The organism is Streptomyces fungicidicus, assembly GCF_003665435.1.
Taxonomy (GTDB): Bacteria; Actinomycetota; Actinomycetes; order Streptomycetales; family Streptomycetaceae; genus Streptomyces; species Streptomyces fungicidicus.
In genome coordinates, this window is sequence record NZ_CP023407.1 from 979,112 (window position 1) to 995,351 (window position 16,240).

18 protein-coding genes are annotated in these 16,240 nt (G+C 72.2%); 6 read left to right on the forward strand and 12 right to left on the reverse strand.

Features of this window, described 5'->3' with window-relative positions:
• Positions 1 to 61 precede the first annotated feature (61 nt).
• Positions 62 to 1,015, reverse strand: a complete 954-nt coding sequence (locus CNQ36_RS04255) for an ROK family protein (protein ID WP_121544985.1) — start codon at positions 1,013 to 1,015, stop codon at positions 62 to 64.
• A gap of 224 nt (positions 1,016 to 1,239) precedes the next feature.
• Between CNQ36_RS04255 and CNQ36_RS04260 the strand changes: the two genes are divergently transcribed.
• Both CNQ36_RS04260 and CNQ36_RS04265 read left to right on the forward strand, forming a co-directional pair.
• Entirely contained in the window at positions 1,240 to 2,316 is a 1,077-nt protein-coding gene (locus tag CNQ36_RS04260; RefSeq protein ID WP_163013197.1) for a LacI family DNA-binding transcriptional regulator, read from the forward strand.
• 7 nt (positions 2,317 to 2,323) lie between these two features.
• A complete protein-coding gene (locus CNQ36_RS04265) occupies positions 2,324 to 3,088 on the forward strand; it encodes a hypothetical protein (RefSeq protein ID WP_121544987.1) in 765 nt (254 codons plus the stop codon).
• Here CNQ36_RS04265 and CNQ36_RS04270 read toward each other — a convergent pair.
• Positions 3,072 to 4,385, reverse strand: coding sequence for a DUF6986 family protein (locus tag CNQ36_RS04270; protein ID WP_121544988.1), 1,314 nt, complete (start codon positions 4,383 to 4,385; stop codon positions 3,072 to 3,074). The two genes, CNQ36_RS04265 and CNQ36_RS04270, sit on opposite strands and share 17 nt — an antisense overlap.
• A 177-nt stretch (positions 4,386 to 4,562) precedes the next feature.
• Here CNQ36_RS04270 and CNQ36_RS04275 point away from each other — a divergent pair, with 177 nt between their 5' ends.
• On the forward strand, positions 4,563 to 5,465 hold the full coding sequence (locus CNQ36_RS04275; protein ID WP_121544989.1) for an endonuclease/exonuclease/phosphatase family protein: 903 nt from the start codon (positions 4,563 to 4,565) through the stop codon (positions 5,463 to 5,465).
• 57 nt (positions 5,466 to 5,522) lie between these two features.
• Here CNQ36_RS04275 and CNQ36_RS04280 read toward each other — a convergent pair whose 3' ends face one another.
• The 4 genes from CNQ36_RS04280 to CNQ36_RS04295 all read right to left on the reverse strand — a co-directional run bounded on the left by CNQ36_RS04280 (position 5,523) and on the right by CNQ36_RS04295 (position 8,616).
• Positions 5,523 to 6,485, reverse strand: a complete 963-nt coding sequence (locus CNQ36_RS04280) for an electron transfer flavoprotein subunit alpha/FixB family protein (protein WP_121544990.1) — start codon at positions 6,483 to 6,485, stop codon at positions 5,523 to 5,525.
• 56 nt (positions 6,486 to 6,541) lie between these two features.
• Complete coding sequence (locus CNQ36_RS04285; RefSeq protein WP_004934785.1) at positions 6,542 to 7,330, reverse strand: electron transfer flavoprotein subunit beta/FixA family protein; 789 nt, start codon at positions 7,328 to 7,330, stop codon at positions 6,542 to 6,544.
• A 214-nt stretch (positions 7,331 to 7,544) separates the two neighbouring features.
• Positions 7,545 to 8,054: a flavin reductase family protein gene (locus CNQ36_RS04290; RefSeq protein WP_121544991.1), complete on the reverse strand. Its 510-nt coding sequence runs from the start codon at positions 8,052 to 8,054 to the stop codon at positions 7,545 to 7,547.
• 199 nt (positions 8,055 to 8,253) lie between these two features.
• Positions 8,254 to 8,616 (reverse strand): thioredoxin family protein, encoded by a 363-nt coding sequence (locus CNQ36_RS04295; protein WP_121544992.1) that lies wholly within the window; start codon positions 8,614 to 8,616, stop codon positions 8,254 to 8,256.
• Positions 8,617 to 8,854: 238 nt separating this feature from the next.
• On the opposite strand from CNQ36_RS04295, the gene CNQ36_RS04300 reads away from it, so the two are divergent.
• Positions 8,855 to 9,583 carry a lysophospholipid acyltransferase family protein gene (locus CNQ36_RS04300; protein ID WP_004934779.1) on the forward strand — a complete coding sequence of 243 codons (729 nt, stop codon included), beginning with the start codon at positions 8,855 to 8,857 and terminating at the stop codon, positions 9,581 to 9,583.
• Between the two features lie 30 nt (positions 9,584 to 9,613).
• On the opposite strand, the gene CNQ36_RS04305 is transcribed toward CNQ36_RS04300, so the two are convergent.
• The 5 genes from CNQ36_RS04305 to CNQ36_RS04325 all read right to left on the reverse strand — a co-directional run bounded on the left by CNQ36_RS04305 (position 9,614) and on the right by CNQ36_RS04325 (position 14,216).
• Complete coding sequence (locus CNQ36_RS04305) at positions 9,614 to 10,306, reverse strand: B3/B4 domain-containing protein (RefSeq protein WP_121544993.1); 693 nt, start codon at positions 10,304 to 10,306, stop codon at positions 9,614 to 9,616.
• A gap of 15 nt (positions 10,307 to 10,321) precedes the next feature.
• Positions 10,322 to 10,894: a transglutaminase domain-containing protein gene (locus CNQ36_RS04310; RefSeq protein ID WP_121544994.1), complete on the reverse strand. Its 573-nt coding sequence runs from the start codon at positions 10,892 to 10,894 to the stop codon at positions 10,322 to 10,324.
• Between the two features lie 69 nt (positions 10,895 to 10,963).
• Positions 10,964 to 12,037, reverse strand: coding sequence for a threonine aldolase family protein (locus CNQ36_RS04315; RefSeq protein WP_121544995.1), 1,074 nt, complete (start codon positions 12,035 to 12,037; stop codon positions 10,964 to 10,966).
• Positions 12,034 to 12,780, reverse strand: a complete 747-nt coding sequence (locus CNQ36_RS04320) for an SDR family NAD(P)-dependent oxidoreductase (protein WP_040907822.1) — start codon at positions 12,778 to 12,780, stop codon at positions 12,034 to 12,036. The genes CNQ36_RS04315 and CNQ36_RS04320 overlap by 4 nt, the downstream gene beginning before the upstream one ends.
• A 38-nt stretch (positions 12,781 to 12,818) precedes the next feature.
• Positions 12,819 to 14,216 carry a DUF6421 family protein gene (locus tag CNQ36_RS04325; protein ID WP_121544996.1) on the reverse strand — a complete coding sequence of 466 codons (1,398 nt, stop codon included), beginning with the start codon at positions 14,214 to 14,216 and terminating at the stop codon, positions 12,819 to 12,821.
• A 253-nt stretch (positions 14,217 to 14,469) separates the two neighbouring features.
• Between CNQ36_RS04325 and CNQ36_RS04330 the strand changes: the two genes are divergently transcribed.
• Positions 14,470 to 15,153 carry a glycerophosphodiester phosphodiesterase gene (locus tag CNQ36_RS04330; RefSeq protein ID WP_004934767.1) on the forward strand — a complete coding sequence of 228 codons (684 nt, stop codon included), beginning with the start codon at positions 14,470 to 14,472 and terminating at the stop codon, positions 15,151 to 15,153.
• A 4-nt stretch (positions 15,154 to 15,157) separates the two neighbouring features.
• Here CNQ36_RS04330 and CNQ36_RS04335 read toward each other — a convergent pair whose 3' ends face one another.
• The gene (locus CNQ36_RS04335; protein WP_004934766.1) at positions 15,158 to 15,700 is read right to left on the reverse strand and encodes a GNAT family N-acetyltransferase; all 543 of its coding nucleotides are present in this window, start codon (positions 15,698 to 15,700) and stop codon (positions 15,158 to 15,160) included.
• A gap of 85 nt (positions 15,701 to 15,785) precedes the next feature.
• Here CNQ36_RS04335 and CNQ36_RS04340 point away from each other — a divergent pair, with 85 nt between their 5' ends.
• On the forward strand, positions 15,786 to 16,184 hold the full coding sequence (locus tag CNQ36_RS04340) for a VOC family protein (RefSeq protein WP_040907820.1): 399 nt from the start codon (positions 15,786 to 15,788) through the stop codon (positions 16,182 to 16,184).
• The last annotated feature ends 56 nt before the right edge of the window (positions 16,185 to 16,240 follow it).

The window sequence follows — 16,240 nt, forward strand, 5'->3', positions numbered from 1 at the left end:
GGCCCCGGGGGTCACGCACCGGGTTCGGGCCGCCGCCGCGCGGGCGCTGCGTCCGGCCGTCTCAGACGCCCGCGACCGCCGTGTCCGTCCTGCCCGCCAGGGCGGCCGCCGCCGCGCCCACCAGTCCCGCGTCCGTGCCCATCTGGGCCGGGGTCACCACGAGGCGCTGGACGAAGGACAGGGTGGCGTACTCGGTGAGGGCCTTGCGGAGGGGGGCGAAGAGGACCTCGCCGGCCTTGCCCACGCCGCCGCCGATCACGGCGATGTCGATCTCGACGAGCGTCGCGGTGGCAGCGATCCCGGCGGCCAGCGCCCGGGCCGCCCGCGCGAACGAGGCCAGGGCCACCGGGTCCCCGGCCCGGGCGGCGGCGGCCACCGCGGCGGCCGAGGCGTCCCCGTCGGGGCCGGGCTCCCAGCCGTTCTCCAGGGCGCGGCGGGCGATGTTGGGGCCGCTGGCGATGCGCTCCACGCAGCCGCGCGCACCGCACGGGCAGGGGTCGCCGTCGAGGTCCACGCTGATGTGACCGATGTGGCCGGCGTTGCCGGTGGGTCCGGGGTGCAGCCGGCCGCCGAGGACCAGTCCGCCGCCCACCCCGGTCGAGACGACCATGCACAGCGCGTTGTCGTGGCCGCGGGCGGCGCCCTGCCAGTGTTCGGCGGCCGTGATCGCCACGCCGTCGCCGATCAATTCGACGGGCAGACCCCCGGCCGCGTCCCGGACCCGGGCGACAAGGGGGTAGTCGCGCCAGCCGGGCACGTTGACCGGGCTCACCGTGCCGGCGGAGGCGTCCACGGGGCCGGCGCTGCCGATGCCCACCGCGCCCGTCCGGTGCCACAGCGGGGACGCGGTGAGTTCGCCGAGCACCGCCTCGACCGCACCCATCACTGTCTCGCCGTTCTCGCGGGCGGGCGTCGGCCGCTGGGCGCGGACCAGGAGCCGGCCCCGGCGGTCCACCAGAGCGCCGGCGATCTTGGTGCCGCCGATGTCGAGCGCGGCCACGAGGTCGGTGTGCATCAGTGTCGGATCTCCCCGTCGAACATCGGAACACATCGAAGAACCCTGCGAACGACCATGCGCGACCAGAAGGCAACACGCGGCGCACGGACAACGGCCCCGCCGTTCCGTGAGGTGCGGTCCGGAGTGGTCGGGGGACAGTGTCCCCCGACCCTGACAACGTTGTCCAGGCTCTATGCTCGACGCCACATCCTCATACAAACCCATGGACCTACGCATCCCCCGTGGCCGACAGGACAGGACACCGCACCGTGCCGGAGACGACCCGCCGCACCGACCGCATCCCAGGGACCCGTTACGGCAACCGTCCGACGATGAAGGACGTGGCCGCCCGGGCCGGCGTCGGGCTCAAGACGGTGTCCCGGGTGGTCAACGGCGAACCGGGGGTCACGCCGGAGACGGAGCGCCGCGTCCAGGAGGCGATCGACGCCCTCGGCTTCCGCCGCAACGACAGCGCCCGGGTCCTGCGCAAGGGCCGCACCGCCAGCATCGGCCTGGTCCTGGAGGACCTCGCCGACCCGTTCTACGGGCCGCTGAGCCGTGCGGTCGAGGAGGTGGCCCGGGCGCACGGCGCCCTGCTGATCAACGGTTCCAGCGCGGAGGACGCCGACCGCGAGCAGGAGCTGGTGCTGGCGCTGTGCGCCCGCCGGGTGGACGGGCTGCTGGTGATCCCGGCGGGCGGCGACCACCGCTACCTGGAGCCGGAGATCAAGGCGGGCGTGGCCACCGTCTTCGTGGACCGTCCGGCCGGGCACATCGACGCGGACGTCGTCGTGTCGGACAACTACGGCGGCGCCCGCGACGGCGTGCGCCACCTGATCGCGCACGGACACCGCAGGATCGGCTTCATCGGTGACATGCCCCGCATCCACACCGCCGCCGAGCGGCTGCGCGGCTACCGGACGGCGATGGAGGACGCGGGGACGGTGGTCGAGGACTCCTGGGTCTCGCTGGGCGTCACCGACCCGGAGCGGGTGCGCCGCGCGGCCGAGGAGATGCTGACCGGCCCGTCCCCGGTCACCGCGATCTTCACGGGCAACAACCGGGTGACGGTCACCGTGATCCGGGTGCTCTCCGAGCACCCCCGCCCGGTCGCCCTGGTCGGCTTCGACGACATCGAGCTCGCCGATCTGCTCCAGCCCGGCGTCACGGTGGTCGCCCAGGACGCCGCCGCCCTCGGCCGGACCGCCGCCGAGCGCCTGTTCCGCCAGCTGGACGGCACGCTGCTCTCCCCCGAGCGCATCGAGCTGCCCACCCGGCTGATCACCCGCGGCTCCGGCGAGCTGCCCCCGGCCGACTGAGCGGGCGGTGCCCGTGGAGGAGGACCGCACGCTGCGGGCGCTGGGGCTGGAGCGGGCGCCGCGCGAGCATCCGCTGCTGTATCCGGGGGCGTGGCCGCGGGACTCGGGACTGCTGGACGGGGGGCGGCTGCTGCCGCTGGACCGCCTGGTGTTCGAGGACCGGGTGCCCGTGCTCGCGGTCGGTTCCAACGCCTGTCCCGGTCAGCTGAGGCACAAGATGGCCGAGTCCGGGGTCGTCACGCCGGTCCCGATGGTGCGGACCCGGGTGACCGGCGTCGGCGTGGGCGTCTCGGCGCACGTCAGCCGGATGGGCTACGTCTCCAACTCGCCGGTTCTCGCCCCGGGCACCGAACGGGAGCTGTTCGTGCTCTGGCTCGACGCCCGGCAGCTCGAGGTGATCGACGCGAGCGAGGGCGTGCCGCGGCCGGACGGCAACTTCCGGCGCGCCTGGCTGCCTGCGCCCGACGTGCGGATCGCCCTCGCCGACGGCTCAGCCCTGCCCGGCGCGTACGCCTACGTGAACCGTCACGGCGTGCTGCACGACGGCGCCGGCGTCCCGCGCGCCCATCCGGGCCAGCGGGCGCTGCTCACCGAGCTGCTCGCCACCGTGCCGGGGCTGCGGGAGCTGTTCGGCGGTTCCCCGGCGGAGTTCTGCGAGCGGGCCCGCGCCGACGCCGGGCTGTGCGCGCGGGGCACCCGGCTGTTCGCGCGGGAGAAGCTGGTGACGGCCTGCGGCCTGGAGCGGTACGTGGGGGCTACGCGGACCCCGTGAGGTCCCCGTGGCGGGGCGACGCGAACTGCTCCAGGACGGCGCGGGACAGACCGGACGGGCCTGCCAGCTCGGCGATGTCCAGGGCGCCGCAGTCGAGGCCGCGCAGCAGGTACCCGGCGAGGGCCTTGGCGGTGGCGGGCTCGTCCATGACGTCGCCGCCGGCCCGGCCGGCGTACCGGGCGAGGCGGTCGGCGGCCCGGGCGAAGCCCTCCCGGTAGAAGGCGAAGACGGCCGCGTACCGGGTGGGCAGGTGGCCGGGGTGCATGTCCCAGCCCTGGTAGTAGGCGCGGGCGAGGGCGCGGCGGGTGAGGCCGTAGTGCAGCCGCCAGGCGTCGTGCACCTGCTCGGTGGGGCCGACGGGCAGCACGTTGGTGGAGCCGTCCGAGACGCGTACGCCGGTGCCCGCGGCGGCGACCTGCATGACGGCCTTGGCGTGGTCGGCCGCCGGGTGGTCGCTCGCCTGGTGGGCGGCGGAGACGCCGAGGCAGGCGCTGTAGTCGAAGGTGCCGTAGTGCAGCCCGGTGGCGCGTCCTCCGGCGGCCTGGATCATGCGGGCGACGGTGGCGGTGCCGTCGGCGGCGAGGACGGCCTGACTGGTCTCGATCTGGATCTCGAAGCCGATCCGGCCGGGTTCCAGACCGCGCGCCTTCTCGAAGGCGTCGAGGAGCCGGGCCATGGCGGTGACCTGCTCGGCGTAGGTGACCTTGGGCAGGGTGAGGACCAGTCCGTCCGGCAGGCCGCCGGTGTCCATCAGGCCGGTGAGGAAGATGTCGAGGGTGCGGATGCCGCGGTCGCGCACGGCGGCCTCCATGCACTTCACCCGGACGCCCATGTACGGGGCCGCGGTGCCGGCCGCGTGGGCCGCGGCGATCAGCCGGGCCGCGCGGGCGGCGGTCTCGTCCTCCTCGGCGTCGGGGCGGTTGCCGTAGCCGTCCTCGAAGTCGACGCGCAGGTCCTCCACCGGCTCGCGCTCGAGCTTGGCGCGGACGCGGCCGTACACGTCCTCGGCCAGTGCCCCGTCCAGCCCGAGGACGGCGGCGAAGGAGGCGGCGTCGGGGGCGTGTTCGTCGAGGGCGGCGAGGGCACGGTCCCCCCAGACACGGAGGGTGTCCGCGGCGAAGTCGTCGCCGGGCACGTAGACGGTGTGGACGGGCTGACGGGTGCCGGGGTCTCCGGGGTAGCGGCGCTCCAGCTCGGCGTCGACCGGCGCCAGGAAGCCGCCGATCTCCTCGCCGACGGTACCCGTGAGACTCGTCGCCACCCGCTCCCGCTGCCCCTGCCCCTGCCCCTGCCCCATCCACAGCCTCCCGGATTTCCGCGATACGGAATCAACAATTCGTAGAACGAAGCTATCCGTCGGCCTTCGCACCGGTCAACAGTGTCCTGTGGAGTGTTCCGCGGCCGGATCGGCGCACCCGTCTCGGCACGGTCCCGTTCATCTGGCACTGTCTTCCCCGGAGCGGAAGGAGTTCCCGTGCCGCATCTCAGCCGACCCACACGCCGCCTGGGACTGAAGAGCGCGCTCGCCGCCTCTGTCGTCCTGCCGCTCTCCAGTACAGCACTGTCCCCCGTCCCGGCTCCGGTGGACCGGCGCCCGGCGGGCCCCCTGGAGGTCATGTCGTTCAACCTGCGCTTCGCGAGCACGGACGAGCCGCACAGCTGGGCCGCCCGCCGACCCGTGATGCGGGAGCTTCTGCGGCGTGAGCGGCCGCACGTCCTCGGCACCCAGGAGGGCCTGTACCAGCAGCTGCGCGACATCGAGGCCGATCTGGGGCCGTCGTACGACTGGATCGGCACCGGGCGGGAGGGCGGCAGCCGGGACGAGTTCATGGCGGTCTTCTACGACACCCGGCGGCTCGCCCCGCTGGAGTACGACCACTTCTGGCTCTCCGACACCCCGGACGTGATCGCCTCCAACACCTGGGGCAACGCCTTCGTCCGCATGGTCACCCGGGTCCGCTTCCGCGACCTGCGCGCCGGCGGCCGGGAGTTCCACGTCCTCGACACCCACCTGGACCACGCGAGCCGGTACGCGCGCGAGCGGTCCGCGGCCCTCGTCGCGGAGCGGGTCGCCGCGCTGGCGGGCTCCCTGCCGGTGATCGTGACGGGCGACTTCAACGCGGCGGCACACGCTGACCCGGTGTACGGCACGCTGCTGGGCGCCGGGCTCGTCGACACCTGGGACGCGGCGGCCGAACGCGGGGAGGCGTACGGGACGTTCCACGGGTACCGGCCGCCGGTGCCGGGCGGCGACCGCATCGACTGGATCCTGGCCACGCCCGGCGTCACGGTGCACCGGGCGTCGGTCAGCACCTTCGCGCCGGACGGGCGGTTCCCGAGCGACCATCTGCCGGTGCGGGCCGCCCTCACCCCGTGACGCCACGGGGCCCCCGCGACCGGAGTGGTCGCGGGGGCCCCGTGCGGCTCGGCGTGATCAGCCCTTGCGGGTCTTGATCTCCTCCGTCAGCTGCGGCACGACGTCGAACAGGTCGCCGACGATGCCGTAGTCGACCAGGTCGAAGATCGGGGCCTCGGCGTCCTTGTTGACGGCCACGATGGTCTTCGAGGTCTGCATGCCCGCGCGGTGCTGGATCGCGCCGGAGATGCCGGACGCGATGTACAGCTGCGGCGAGACCGACTTGCCGGTCTGGCCGACCTGGTTGGTATGCGGGTACCAGCCGGCGTCGACGGCGGCGCGCGAGGCGCCGACGGCCGCGCCGAGCGAGTCGGCGAGCGCCTCGATGACCGCGAAGTTCTCCGCGCCGTTGACACCACGGCCGCCGGAGACCACGATCGCGGCCTCGGTCAGCTCCGGGCGGCCCGTCGACTCACGCGGCGTACGGCCGGTGACCTTGGTGCCGGTCGCGTGGGCGGAGAAGGTCACCGACAGGGCCTCGACGGCACCCGCGGCCGGAGCGGCCTCCACGGCGGCCGAGTTCGGCTTGACCGTGATGACCGGGGTGCCCTTGGAGACACGGGACTTGGTGGTGAAGGACGCGGCGAACACGGACTGTGTGGCCACCGGGCCCTCGTCGCCGGCCTCGATGTCGACGGCGTCCGTGATGATGCCGGAGCCGAGACGCAGCGCCAGGCGGGCGGCGATCTCCTTGCCCTCGGCGGAGGAGGACACCAGGACGGCGGCCGGGGAGACGGCCTCGTGGGCGGCCTGCAGGGCGTCCACCTTCGGCACGACCAGGTACTCGGCGTACTCGGCGGCCTCGTCGGTGAGGACCTTCACCGCGCCGTGCTCGGCGAGCGTGGCGGCGGTGTCACCGGCGCCGTTGCCCAGCGCTACGGCGACCGGCTCGCCGATGCGACGGGCCAGCGTCAGCAGCTCCAGGGTGGGCTTGCGGACGGCACCGTCCACGTGGTCGACGTAGACGAGAACTTCAGCCATGGGACTTCTTCTCTCCTGCTTGCGAAGTGTGCGGGGCGGTCGGCGGAACCAGTGGCTCAGATGAACTTCTGGCTCGCGAGGAACTCGGCGAGCTGCTTGCCGCCCTCGCCCTCGTCCTTGACGATCGTGCCGGCGGTGCGGGCCGGACGCTCGGCCGCGGAGTCGACCGCGGTCCAGGCGTTCTCCAGGCCGACCTCGTCCTCGTCGATGTCGAGGTCGGAGAGGTCCCAGGACTGAACCGGCTTCTTCTTGGCCGCCATGATGCCCTTGAAGGACGGGTACCGGGCCTCGCCCGACTGGTCGGTGACCGACACGACCGCCGGGAGGGAGGCCTCGAGCTGCTCGGAGGCGGCGTCGCCGTCACGTCGGCCCTTGACGGTGCCGCCCTCGACGGACACCTCGGACAGCAGGGTCACCTGCGGCACGCCCAGACGCTCCGCGAGCAGCGCCGGTACGACGCCCATGGTGCCGTCGGTGGAGGCCATGCCCGAGATCACCAGGTCGTAGCCCGCCTTCTCGACGGCCTTGGCCAGGACCAGGGAGGTGCCGATGGCGTCGGTGCCGTGCAGATCGTCGTCCTCGACGTGAATGGCCTTGTCGGCACCCATGGACAGCGCCTTGCGCAGGGCGTCCTTGGCGTCCTCCGGGCCCACCGTCAGCACGGTGATCTCCACGTCGTCGTCGGAATTCTCCGAGATCTGCAGCGCCTGCTCGACCGCGTACTCGTCCAGTTCGGAGAGCAGACCGTCCACGTCGTCACGGTCGACGGTCAGGTCATCGGCGAAGTGCCGGTCGCCAGTGGCGTCGGGCACGTACTTCACGGTGACAACGATCCTCAAGCTCACGCCGGCTCTCCTACTGCATCGTCATTTCTGGCTGCCTGCCTGCAGGCAGCATAGGCGCCTGAAGCGGGCCGTCCCGGCCGGGGCGCCCCGCGCTCCGGCCGAAATATTACTCGTCAGTACACCCAGTCTCTTCCCGCTAAGCAAGCGCTTTGAACTGTGACCTTCGCAACGCAGCGTAACCGGAACTCGACGGGGCCGCGACCAGGGAACCCACTCAGTCGGACAGCCGGTTGAAGCGTCCCTGGTGGTAGAGGAGGGGGCGGCCATGGCCTGTCGGGTCGCCCAGCAGGACCTCGGCGACGACGAGCCGGTGGTCGCCGGCGGGCACCCGGGCCACCACCTTGCACACCATCCAGGCCGGCACGTCGTCCAGCACGGGGACCCCCGCGGGGCCGTCCCGCCAGGCGGTGTCCTCGCCGAAGCGGTCGGCGCCGCTGCGCGCGAAGGTCGCCGCCAGCTCCTGCTGGTGCTCCCCGAGGACGTGGACGCCGACGTGTTCGCCCGTCGCGATCGCCTGCCAGCTGGAGCTCCCCGTGCCGACGGCGAAGGACAGCATCGGCGGCTCGGCGGAGACGGAGGCGAGGGAGGTCGCGGTGAAGCCGACCGGACCGCGGCGGCCGCGCGCGGTGATCACGGCGACGCCCGCCGCGTGCCTGCGGAAGACGGAGCGCAGCAGGTCGGGCGAGGCGGGGCGGGCGGTACCGGTGCCGGGCGCGACCGTCATGAGGCTCTCCTTCTCCGTGAGGTGACGCACGGGCTCGCGGCTGCTCACCGCCCCGCCCGGCGCACACGCGCGGGGCGGCCGGGCGCCCGCCGGGGGCGAAGGACTTCCGTACACATGGGGTCAGGCTGACGATCGGTGGCATGCACAGTCAAGTCGGTCCCGTGATGTGGGAGATGCCTCACCAGAACCCTCGCCGCCGTCACACCGCCTCCCCGAGCGCGGCGATCACATCGGCCTTGCGGGGCTGTCCCGCCGCGCGCCGTACGACCCGGCCGCGCGCGTCGAGGACCAGCACCGTCGGCGTCCGCTCGATCTCCAGGCGCCGCACGAGGTCGAGACGGGCCTCGGCGTCGATCTCCACGTGGGTCACCCCCGGGACCAGTGCCGCCACCTCGGCGAGCACCCGCCGGGTCGCCCGGCAGGGCGCGCAGAAGGCGGTGGAGAACTGCACCAGGGTGGCGCGCTCCCCCAGCGCGACTCCCAGCCCCGGCCCGTCCGGCCCTTCCCCCGCCCCGAGCCCCTCCCGCCCGTCCCGGTCCCGCACGCGCTCTCTCCCCTCCATAGTTCTGCCGTCAACGGTCTCCAGCACCGCCGGGACGGCGGGAATTCCCGGCCGGGACACAAAGCCCGAGGTGGATCAAGGGGTGGACGTGACAAGAATCTCGCCGCCGACGGGCACCAGGGCTGGTTCGGCGGCCGTTCTTCGGGCACCATCTGCGACAAGCCGTAAAACCTACGGCTGCGTAACTTCGGCTGGGAGCTTCCTTCCCAGGCAGAAAAGGAAGGGTTCCGACCCGCCCATGGCAGAACTCGTCTACCGGCCCGTCGTCGGTTTCGCCCGCACCCTGTTCAAGGCGTGGGACCTCAAGATCGACTGCCAGGGTTCGCAGAACATACCGCGCTCGGGCGGCGCCGTGCTGGTGAGCAATCACATCAGCTATCTGGACTTCGTATTCAACGGCCTGGCGGCGCTCCCCCAGAAGCGGCTGGTCCGCTTCATGGCGAAGGAGTCGGTCTTCCGGCACCGGATCTCCGGTCCGCTGATGCGCGGCATGAAGCACATCCCGGTGGACCGCACCCAGGGCGAGGCGGCGTACGAGCACGCGCTGCGGTCGCTGCGGGCCGGGGAGATCGTGGGCGTCTTCCCGGAGGCGACGATCTCGCAGTCGTTCACGCTGAAGAGCTTCAAGTCCGGCGCCGCGCGCCTGGCGCAGGAGGCCGGCGTGCCGCTGATCCCGATGGCGGTGTGGGGCACCCAGCGGCTGTGGACCAAGGGTCATCCGCGCAACTTCAAGCGCAGTCACACCCCGATCACGATCCGGGTCGGCGAGGCGATCGAGGCGTCCAAGGACAAGTACGCGGGCGCGATCACCCGGCAGCTGCGCGAGCGGGTGCAGGAGCTGCTGGAGGCGGCGCAGCGCGCCTATCCGGTGCGCCCCAAGGGTCCCGACGACACCTGGTGGATGCCGGCCCACCTCGGGGGCACGGCGCCGACGCCGGAGCAGGTCCGGGAGACCGAGGCCCGCTGACGCCGCCGCGGGCGGCCCCCACGGGGCCGCTCACGCGGCGGGGTGGACCGTGACAGTTGAACCCGGGCTGAACTTCTCCAGCAGACCGGCCAGTTCGGCCGCCGCGTCCTCCACGTCCGGCACGGGCATCGGCGCCAGGCTCTCCAGCAGGAAGATGCCCGAGACCGTCTCCTCGGTGAGACGGGTGCGCGGACCCTGGCGCCAGTTCCAGCGGCGGCAGGTCACTCCGGTGTCGTCGCGCCACACCACCTCGCCGGCGTCGGGGTGCTCCACGGTCTCCGCGCCGCCCGTGACCGTCACGAAGTCCTCCTCGCCGGTCGCCCGCACCAGCCGCATTCCGCCCCGGATCCGGTCGGCGTCCTCACCGCCGACGGGGATCAGCCGGGCGACGCTGACGGCGTTGTAGAGGTCGACGAGGAGGTTGATCCGGGGCAGGCCGGCCGCCGTGAGGGCCCGCCTGGCCAGCGCCTCCGCCGAGTTGCGGGTGCGCGACGGCTTGGAGCCGAACGCCGTGTAGACCTCGCGCCAGGCCGCCATGTGCGGGTCCTCGTGCGGGGCGCGGCCCCCGAGGCGTGCGGCGAGCCGGCCGGCCGCGTCGTCGAGCAGGGCGGAGCTCTCCCCGTCGCTCGGCCGGTTGACGAGGCCGTGTGCCTCGACCACGACATGGGTGAAGCCGGGTGCGAGGGCGCGCACCTCGTCGGACACGGCCGGGGTGGGAGTCATGGTTCCGCCTTGGTCTCAGAGCGCGGTGGGGAGCGTCCGCCACAGGTGCGGCCGGTCGGAAGCGGCCCGGAGGGCGTTCAGGACGACCGGATGCGGTGCAGCATACAGGACTGGATAGTCCATCTCATTGGACGCCGGGTCGGGGGTGAAGGCCAGCCGCTCACCGTCGAGGGAGAACCGCGCGTCCACTCCGGGCTTGTTGCCCCGGGGGTCCTGCCGGTGCCAGGCGCCGTTGAACCGCACGGCGACCAGGCCGTGCAGGACGCCGAGGTTCTGGTAGCAGAGGGCGGTCGGGATGTCCTCGGCCCGCAGCAGCGCGGCCAGCGCGTGGGCCTTGGCGTAGCAGATCCCGGTGCGCCGCTCCAGGACGTCGGAGGCGCGCCAGGTGACCCGGAGGTCACCGGAGTCCTGCGAGTGCGGGATGCCGTCGCGGACGAAGTCGAACGCCGCTCGCGCATACTCATACGAGTCGGCCACCCCAGCAGCGAGACGCGCCGCCGTGTCACGGACCAGCGGATGGTGATGGTCGATCGCCTCGTCGGCGGCCAGATAGGCGGAGAGGTCCGGGGTTTCCTGGATCAGCTGCATGCGGCCAGAGCATAGGTACGCGGCCGACCGGGAGTCAATGTATTTCCGGTCGACCGCATATCTATGCACTCACTGGCGTGCCATCTCCTCCTTGAGCGCCGCCACGAACGTGTCGACGTCGTCCTCGGTGGTGTCGAACGCGCACATCCAGCGGACGTCACCCGCGGTCTCGTCCCAGAAGTAGAAGCGGAACCGCTTCTGCAGGCGCTCGCTCACCTCGTGGGGCAGCCGCGCGAAGACCGCGTTGGCCTGCACGGGGTGGAGGATCTCCACGCCGTGCACGGCGCGCACGCCCTCGGCCAGGCGCTGGGCCATCTCATTGGCGTGCCGGGCGTTGCGCAGCCACAGGTCCCGGGCGAGCAGGGCCTCCAGCTGCACCGACACGAAGCGCATCTTGGACGCGAGCTGCATGGACAGCTTGCGCAGGTGCTTCATGTGCCGGACGCCGTCCGGGTCCAGGACGACGACGGCCTCGCCGAACAAGGCGCCGTTCTTGGTGCCGCCCAGCGACAGGAGGTCGACGCCGGCCGCGTTGGTGAAGGCGCGCAGCGGCACGTTCAGCGTGGCGGCGGCGTTGGCCAGCCGGGAGCCGTCGACGTGCACCTTCATCCCGTGCGCGTGGGCGTGCTCGCAGATGGCGCGGATCTCGTCGGGCGTGTAGACCGTGCCCAGCTCGGTGGCCTGGGCTATGGACACCACCTGCGGCATCGCGCGGTGCTCGTCGTCCCAGCCGTACGCCTGCCGGTCGATCAGCTCGGGGGTGAGCTTGCCGTCGGGGGTGGGCACGGTGAGCAGCTTGATGCCGCCGACCCGCTCCGGCGCCCCGCCCTCGTCCACGTTGATGTGGGCGCTCTCGGCGCAGATCACCGCGCCCCAGCGGTCGGTGACCGCCTGGAGCGCGACGACGTTGGCGCCGGTGCCGTTGAAGACCGGGAACGCCTCGGCGGTGGGACCGAAGTGGCTGCGGACCACCTGCTGGAGGTTCTCGGTGTAGGCGTCCTCGCCGTAGGCGACCTGGTGCCCGCCGTTGGCCAGGGCCAGGGCGGCGAGCACCTCCGGGTGTGCCCCGGCGTAGTTGTCGCTGGCGAAACCGCGGACGTCCGGGTCGTGATGACGACGCGCGTCGGTCCTCGGTGGGTTCACGGCTTCTCGGTCAGCCACAGACGGTTTCCGTTCACTTCCGCGGCGGGCTTGTCCCAGACGCCGACGACTGCTTCGGCCAGGTCCTTGACGTCCGTGAAGCCCGCGAACTTCGCGTTGGGGCGGTCGGCGCGCATCGCGTCGTGCACCAGCGCCTTCACCACCAGGATCGCAGCCGCCGACGTCGGCCCCTGCTCGCCCCCGGCCTTGCGGAAGTAGTCGGCCATGGCGAGCGTCCACGCCTCGGCGGCGGCCTTGCCCGCCGCGTACGCGGCGTTCCCCGCGGACGGCTTGGTCGCGCCGGCCGCGCTGATCAGGACATAGCGTCCCCGGTCACTGCGCTGCAGCGCCTCGTGGAAGGCGAGGGAGGTGTGCTGCACGGTGCGCACCAGCAGCAGCTCCAGGAAGTCCCAGTCGTCCAGACTGGTCTTGGTGAAGGTCTCACTGCCGCGCCAGCCGCCGACGAGGTGGACCAGGCCGTCGACCCGGCCGAACTCCTTCTCGGTGCGGGCGGCCCAGTCACGGGTGGAGTCCAGGTCGAGCAGGTCGACCGTGTCACCGGTGACGGTGGCGCCGCCGTGCGCGTAGCGCGCCGCGTCGACGGCCGCCGCCAGCCGCTCCGGATCGTTGTCGGAGCCGACGACGACCGCTCCCGCCTCGGCCAGCCTGAGCAGTGCCGCACGCCCCGCGGGTCCCCCCGCTCCGGCCACCGCGATCACCGCACCGTCGAGCGCCCCGTTCCCCATGATCCTCGCCTCCTGAGCAGTTGTGATACCGCGATCGCTCACGCGGCGACCCGCTCGGCACCGTCCGCCGTGATGCCCTTGGTGGAGGCGATCACGTTCTTCAGCTTCTTCGACAGTGCCTCATAGAACATGCTCAGCGGAAACTCGTCCGGAAGCACGTCATCCACGAGTTTCCGGGGCGGCAGCGTCAGGTCGAGGGCGTCGGGACCCTTGGCCCACCTGGAGCCCGGGTGCGGGGAGAGATAGGTGGAGACCAGCTCGTACCCGGCGAACCAGTGGACGAGCTTGGGACGGTCGATGCCGTCGCGGTACAGCGTCTCGATCTCGGCGCACAGCTGGTTGGTGACCTGCGGGGCGCGCTCCCAGTCGATGGAGAGCTTGTTGTCGGTCCAGCGGACGACGTCGTGCTTGTGCAGGTAGGCGAAGAGCAGCTGACCGCCGAGGCCGTCGTAGTTGCGCATCCGCTCACCGGTGACCGGGAAGCGGAACATCCGGTCGAAGAGCACCGCGACCTGCACGTCACGGGCCTGCGGGACGCCGTCGCCGGCCAGCTTCACGGCCTCCCTGAAGGCGGTGAGGTCGCAGCGCAGCTCCTCCAGTCCGTACATCCAGAACGGCTGGCGCTGCTTGATCATGAACGGGTCGAAGGGCAGGTCGCCGTGGCTGTGGGTGCGGTCGTGGACCATGTCCCAGAGCACGAACGCCTCTTCGCAGCGCTTCTGGTCGTGCACCATCGCGGCGACGTCCTCGGGCAGCTCCAGGCCCAGGATGTCGACGGCGGCCTCGGTGACGCGGCGGAAGCGCGCGGCCTCGCGGTCGCAGAAGATGCCGCCCCAGGTGAACCGCTCGGGGGCCTCGCGCACCGCGATGGTCTCGGGGAAGAGGACCGCGGAGTTGGTGTCGTAGCCGGAGGTGAAGTCCTCGAAGGTGATGCCGCAGAACAGCGGGTTGTCGTAGCGGGTGCGCTCCAGTTCGGCCAGCCAGTCGGGCCAGACCATGCGCAGCACGACCGCCTCGAGGTTGCGGTCCGGGTTGCCGTTCTGGGTGTACATCGGGAAGACGACCAGGTGCTGCAGGCCGTCCTCGCGGTGCGCGGCCGGCTGGAAGGCCAGCAGCGAGTCGAGGAAGTCGGGCACCTCGAAGCCGCCCTCGGCCCAGCGGACCAGGTCCTTCACCAGAGCCTCGTGGTAGGCGCGGTCGTGGGGCAGCAGCGCGGACAGCTCCCCGACGGCCTCGGCGGCCTCGCGCACCGCGCGCTCGGCGGCCTCGCGGGCCGGGGCGCCCTCGGCGTCGAAGTCGATCGACCCGTCCTTGGACTGCCAGGGCCGGATCCGCTCCACGGCATCCTTGAGCACGGGCCATGCCGGGTGCTCCACCACCCTGCTCACCGAAGGAATCTTCCCTTCCACGCCCACCTGCACAAGAATTTCCGTCATGTCTCATCCTCCACGGGACAACCTCGCGTAAGAAGACCGTATACACAGCGGGTTTCTCCCAGCAAGGGGCACCTCAGGAAATTATCCTGCCTCACCCCCGCCTTCACCGCATTTTTTCCGGTGGGACACCTGGTTGGGTGACGGTGACTGCGATCGACGTTCAGCCTCTGGACGCGGGGGGCACAGGCGATACGGTCCAGGAGGGCCGTAGGGACGCGGCCCCCCGCCGCCGTCGACGGAAGCGAGTCGGATCTTGAACTTCCTCACCATCGGTCACCGCGGAGTCATGGGCGTCGAACCCGAGAACACCCTCCGGTCGTTCGCCGCCGCCCAGGAGGCGGGTCTGGACGCCATCGAACTCGATCTGCATCTGAGCAAGGACGGCGCGCTCGTCGTCATGCACGACACCGAGGTGGACCGCACCACCGACGGCACGGGCGCGATCGCCGACAAGACGCTCGCCGAACTGCGCGCCCTGGACGCCGGGCGGGGCGAGCGGATCCCGGTCTTCGAGGAGGTGCTCGACGCCGTCCGTGCGCCGCTCCAGGCCGAGATCAAGGACGTGCAGGCCGCCCGGGCGCTGGCCGAGGTGATGAACGCACGGGGTCTCGCGGACCGGGTCGAGGTGTCCTCGTTCTTCGACGAGGCGATCGCCGAGACCGCCCGCCTGGTGCCCGGGGTGCGCACGGCGCTCGTCGCGAGCCGGTACGGCCCCGACATCGTCGAGCGGGCGGTGGAGGCGGGCGCCTCCACCGTCTGTCTGAACATCCGCCGGCTCAGTCTGGAGATCGTGGAGCGGGCGCGGAAGGCCGACCTGAGGATCATCGGCTGGGTGGTCAACACCCAGGACCAGCTGAGACTGGTGCGCGCCCTTGGTCTGGACGGCGCCACCACGGATTACCCGGAGATCAAACGCACCGGCCGCTTCACGGCGTGAGCCGTCAGACCAGCTCCTTCACCAGCAGCTCGAAACACAGGTCGGCGCGCTGCGGAATGCCGAAGCGCTCGTCGCCGTACGGGAAGGGCGTCGTCCGTCCCGTACGGCGGTAGCCGCGCCGCTCGTACCAGGCGATCAGGTCCTCCCGCACGGAGATCACCGTCATGTGCATCTCGCTGACGCCCCAGGTCTCGCGGGCCCGGCGCTCCGCCTCCGCGATGATCGTCCTGCCCAGTCCCGCTCCCTGGAGGGCGGGGCTGACCGCGAACAACCCGAAGTAGGCGTAGGCGCCCCGGTGTTCCAGCTGGCAGCAGGCGATCACCCGGCCGCCGCGCTCCACCGTCAGCAGCCGGCTGTCCGGCGACCCGATGACCTCGCGCACGCCCTCGGGGTCGGTCCGCTGTCCCTGGAGAATGTCCGCCTCGGTGGTCCAGCCGGCCCGGCTGGACTCCCCCCGGTAGGCCGACTCGATCAGCGCCACCAGGGCGTCCACATCGGCGTCGGTGGCGTCGCGGAAGGTCAGCGCGGTGTCGGTGGCGGATTCCATGGGCACGTCTCCGGTTTCGTCTCAGGGCGCCTCCCGGCGTGGCCGGGGCGGCAACGAGACTAACCCGGCCACTACGCTCGGCCGCATGGTGCACGTACTGAGCAGCCGCGTCCTGCTCCGCCCCACCGATCCCGACCGCTCCCGCGCCTTCTACGGGGAGCGGCTGGGCCTCGCCGTCCACCGCGAGTTCGGCACCGGCCCGGAGCGCGGCACCGTCTACTTCCTCGGCGGGGGGTTCCTGGAGCTCTCGGGCCGTTCGGACTCCGCCTCCGGAGCCTCCCCGGACGTGCGGCTGTGGCTCCAGGTCGAGGACGTCGCCGCGGCGCACGGGGAACTGGCGGCCGGGGGCGTCGAGATCGTCCGTCCTCCGGTGCGGGAGCCCTGGGGGCTGATCGAGATGTGGATCGCGGACCCGGACGGCACGCCGATCGTGCTGGTCGAGATCCCGGCCGACCATCCGCTCCGGTACCGGCCCGGCATCTAGGGCCTGCCGCGAAAGAGCCGCCCGCGGGGCGGCAGGCGAGGCCGGGTGCGGCGCCG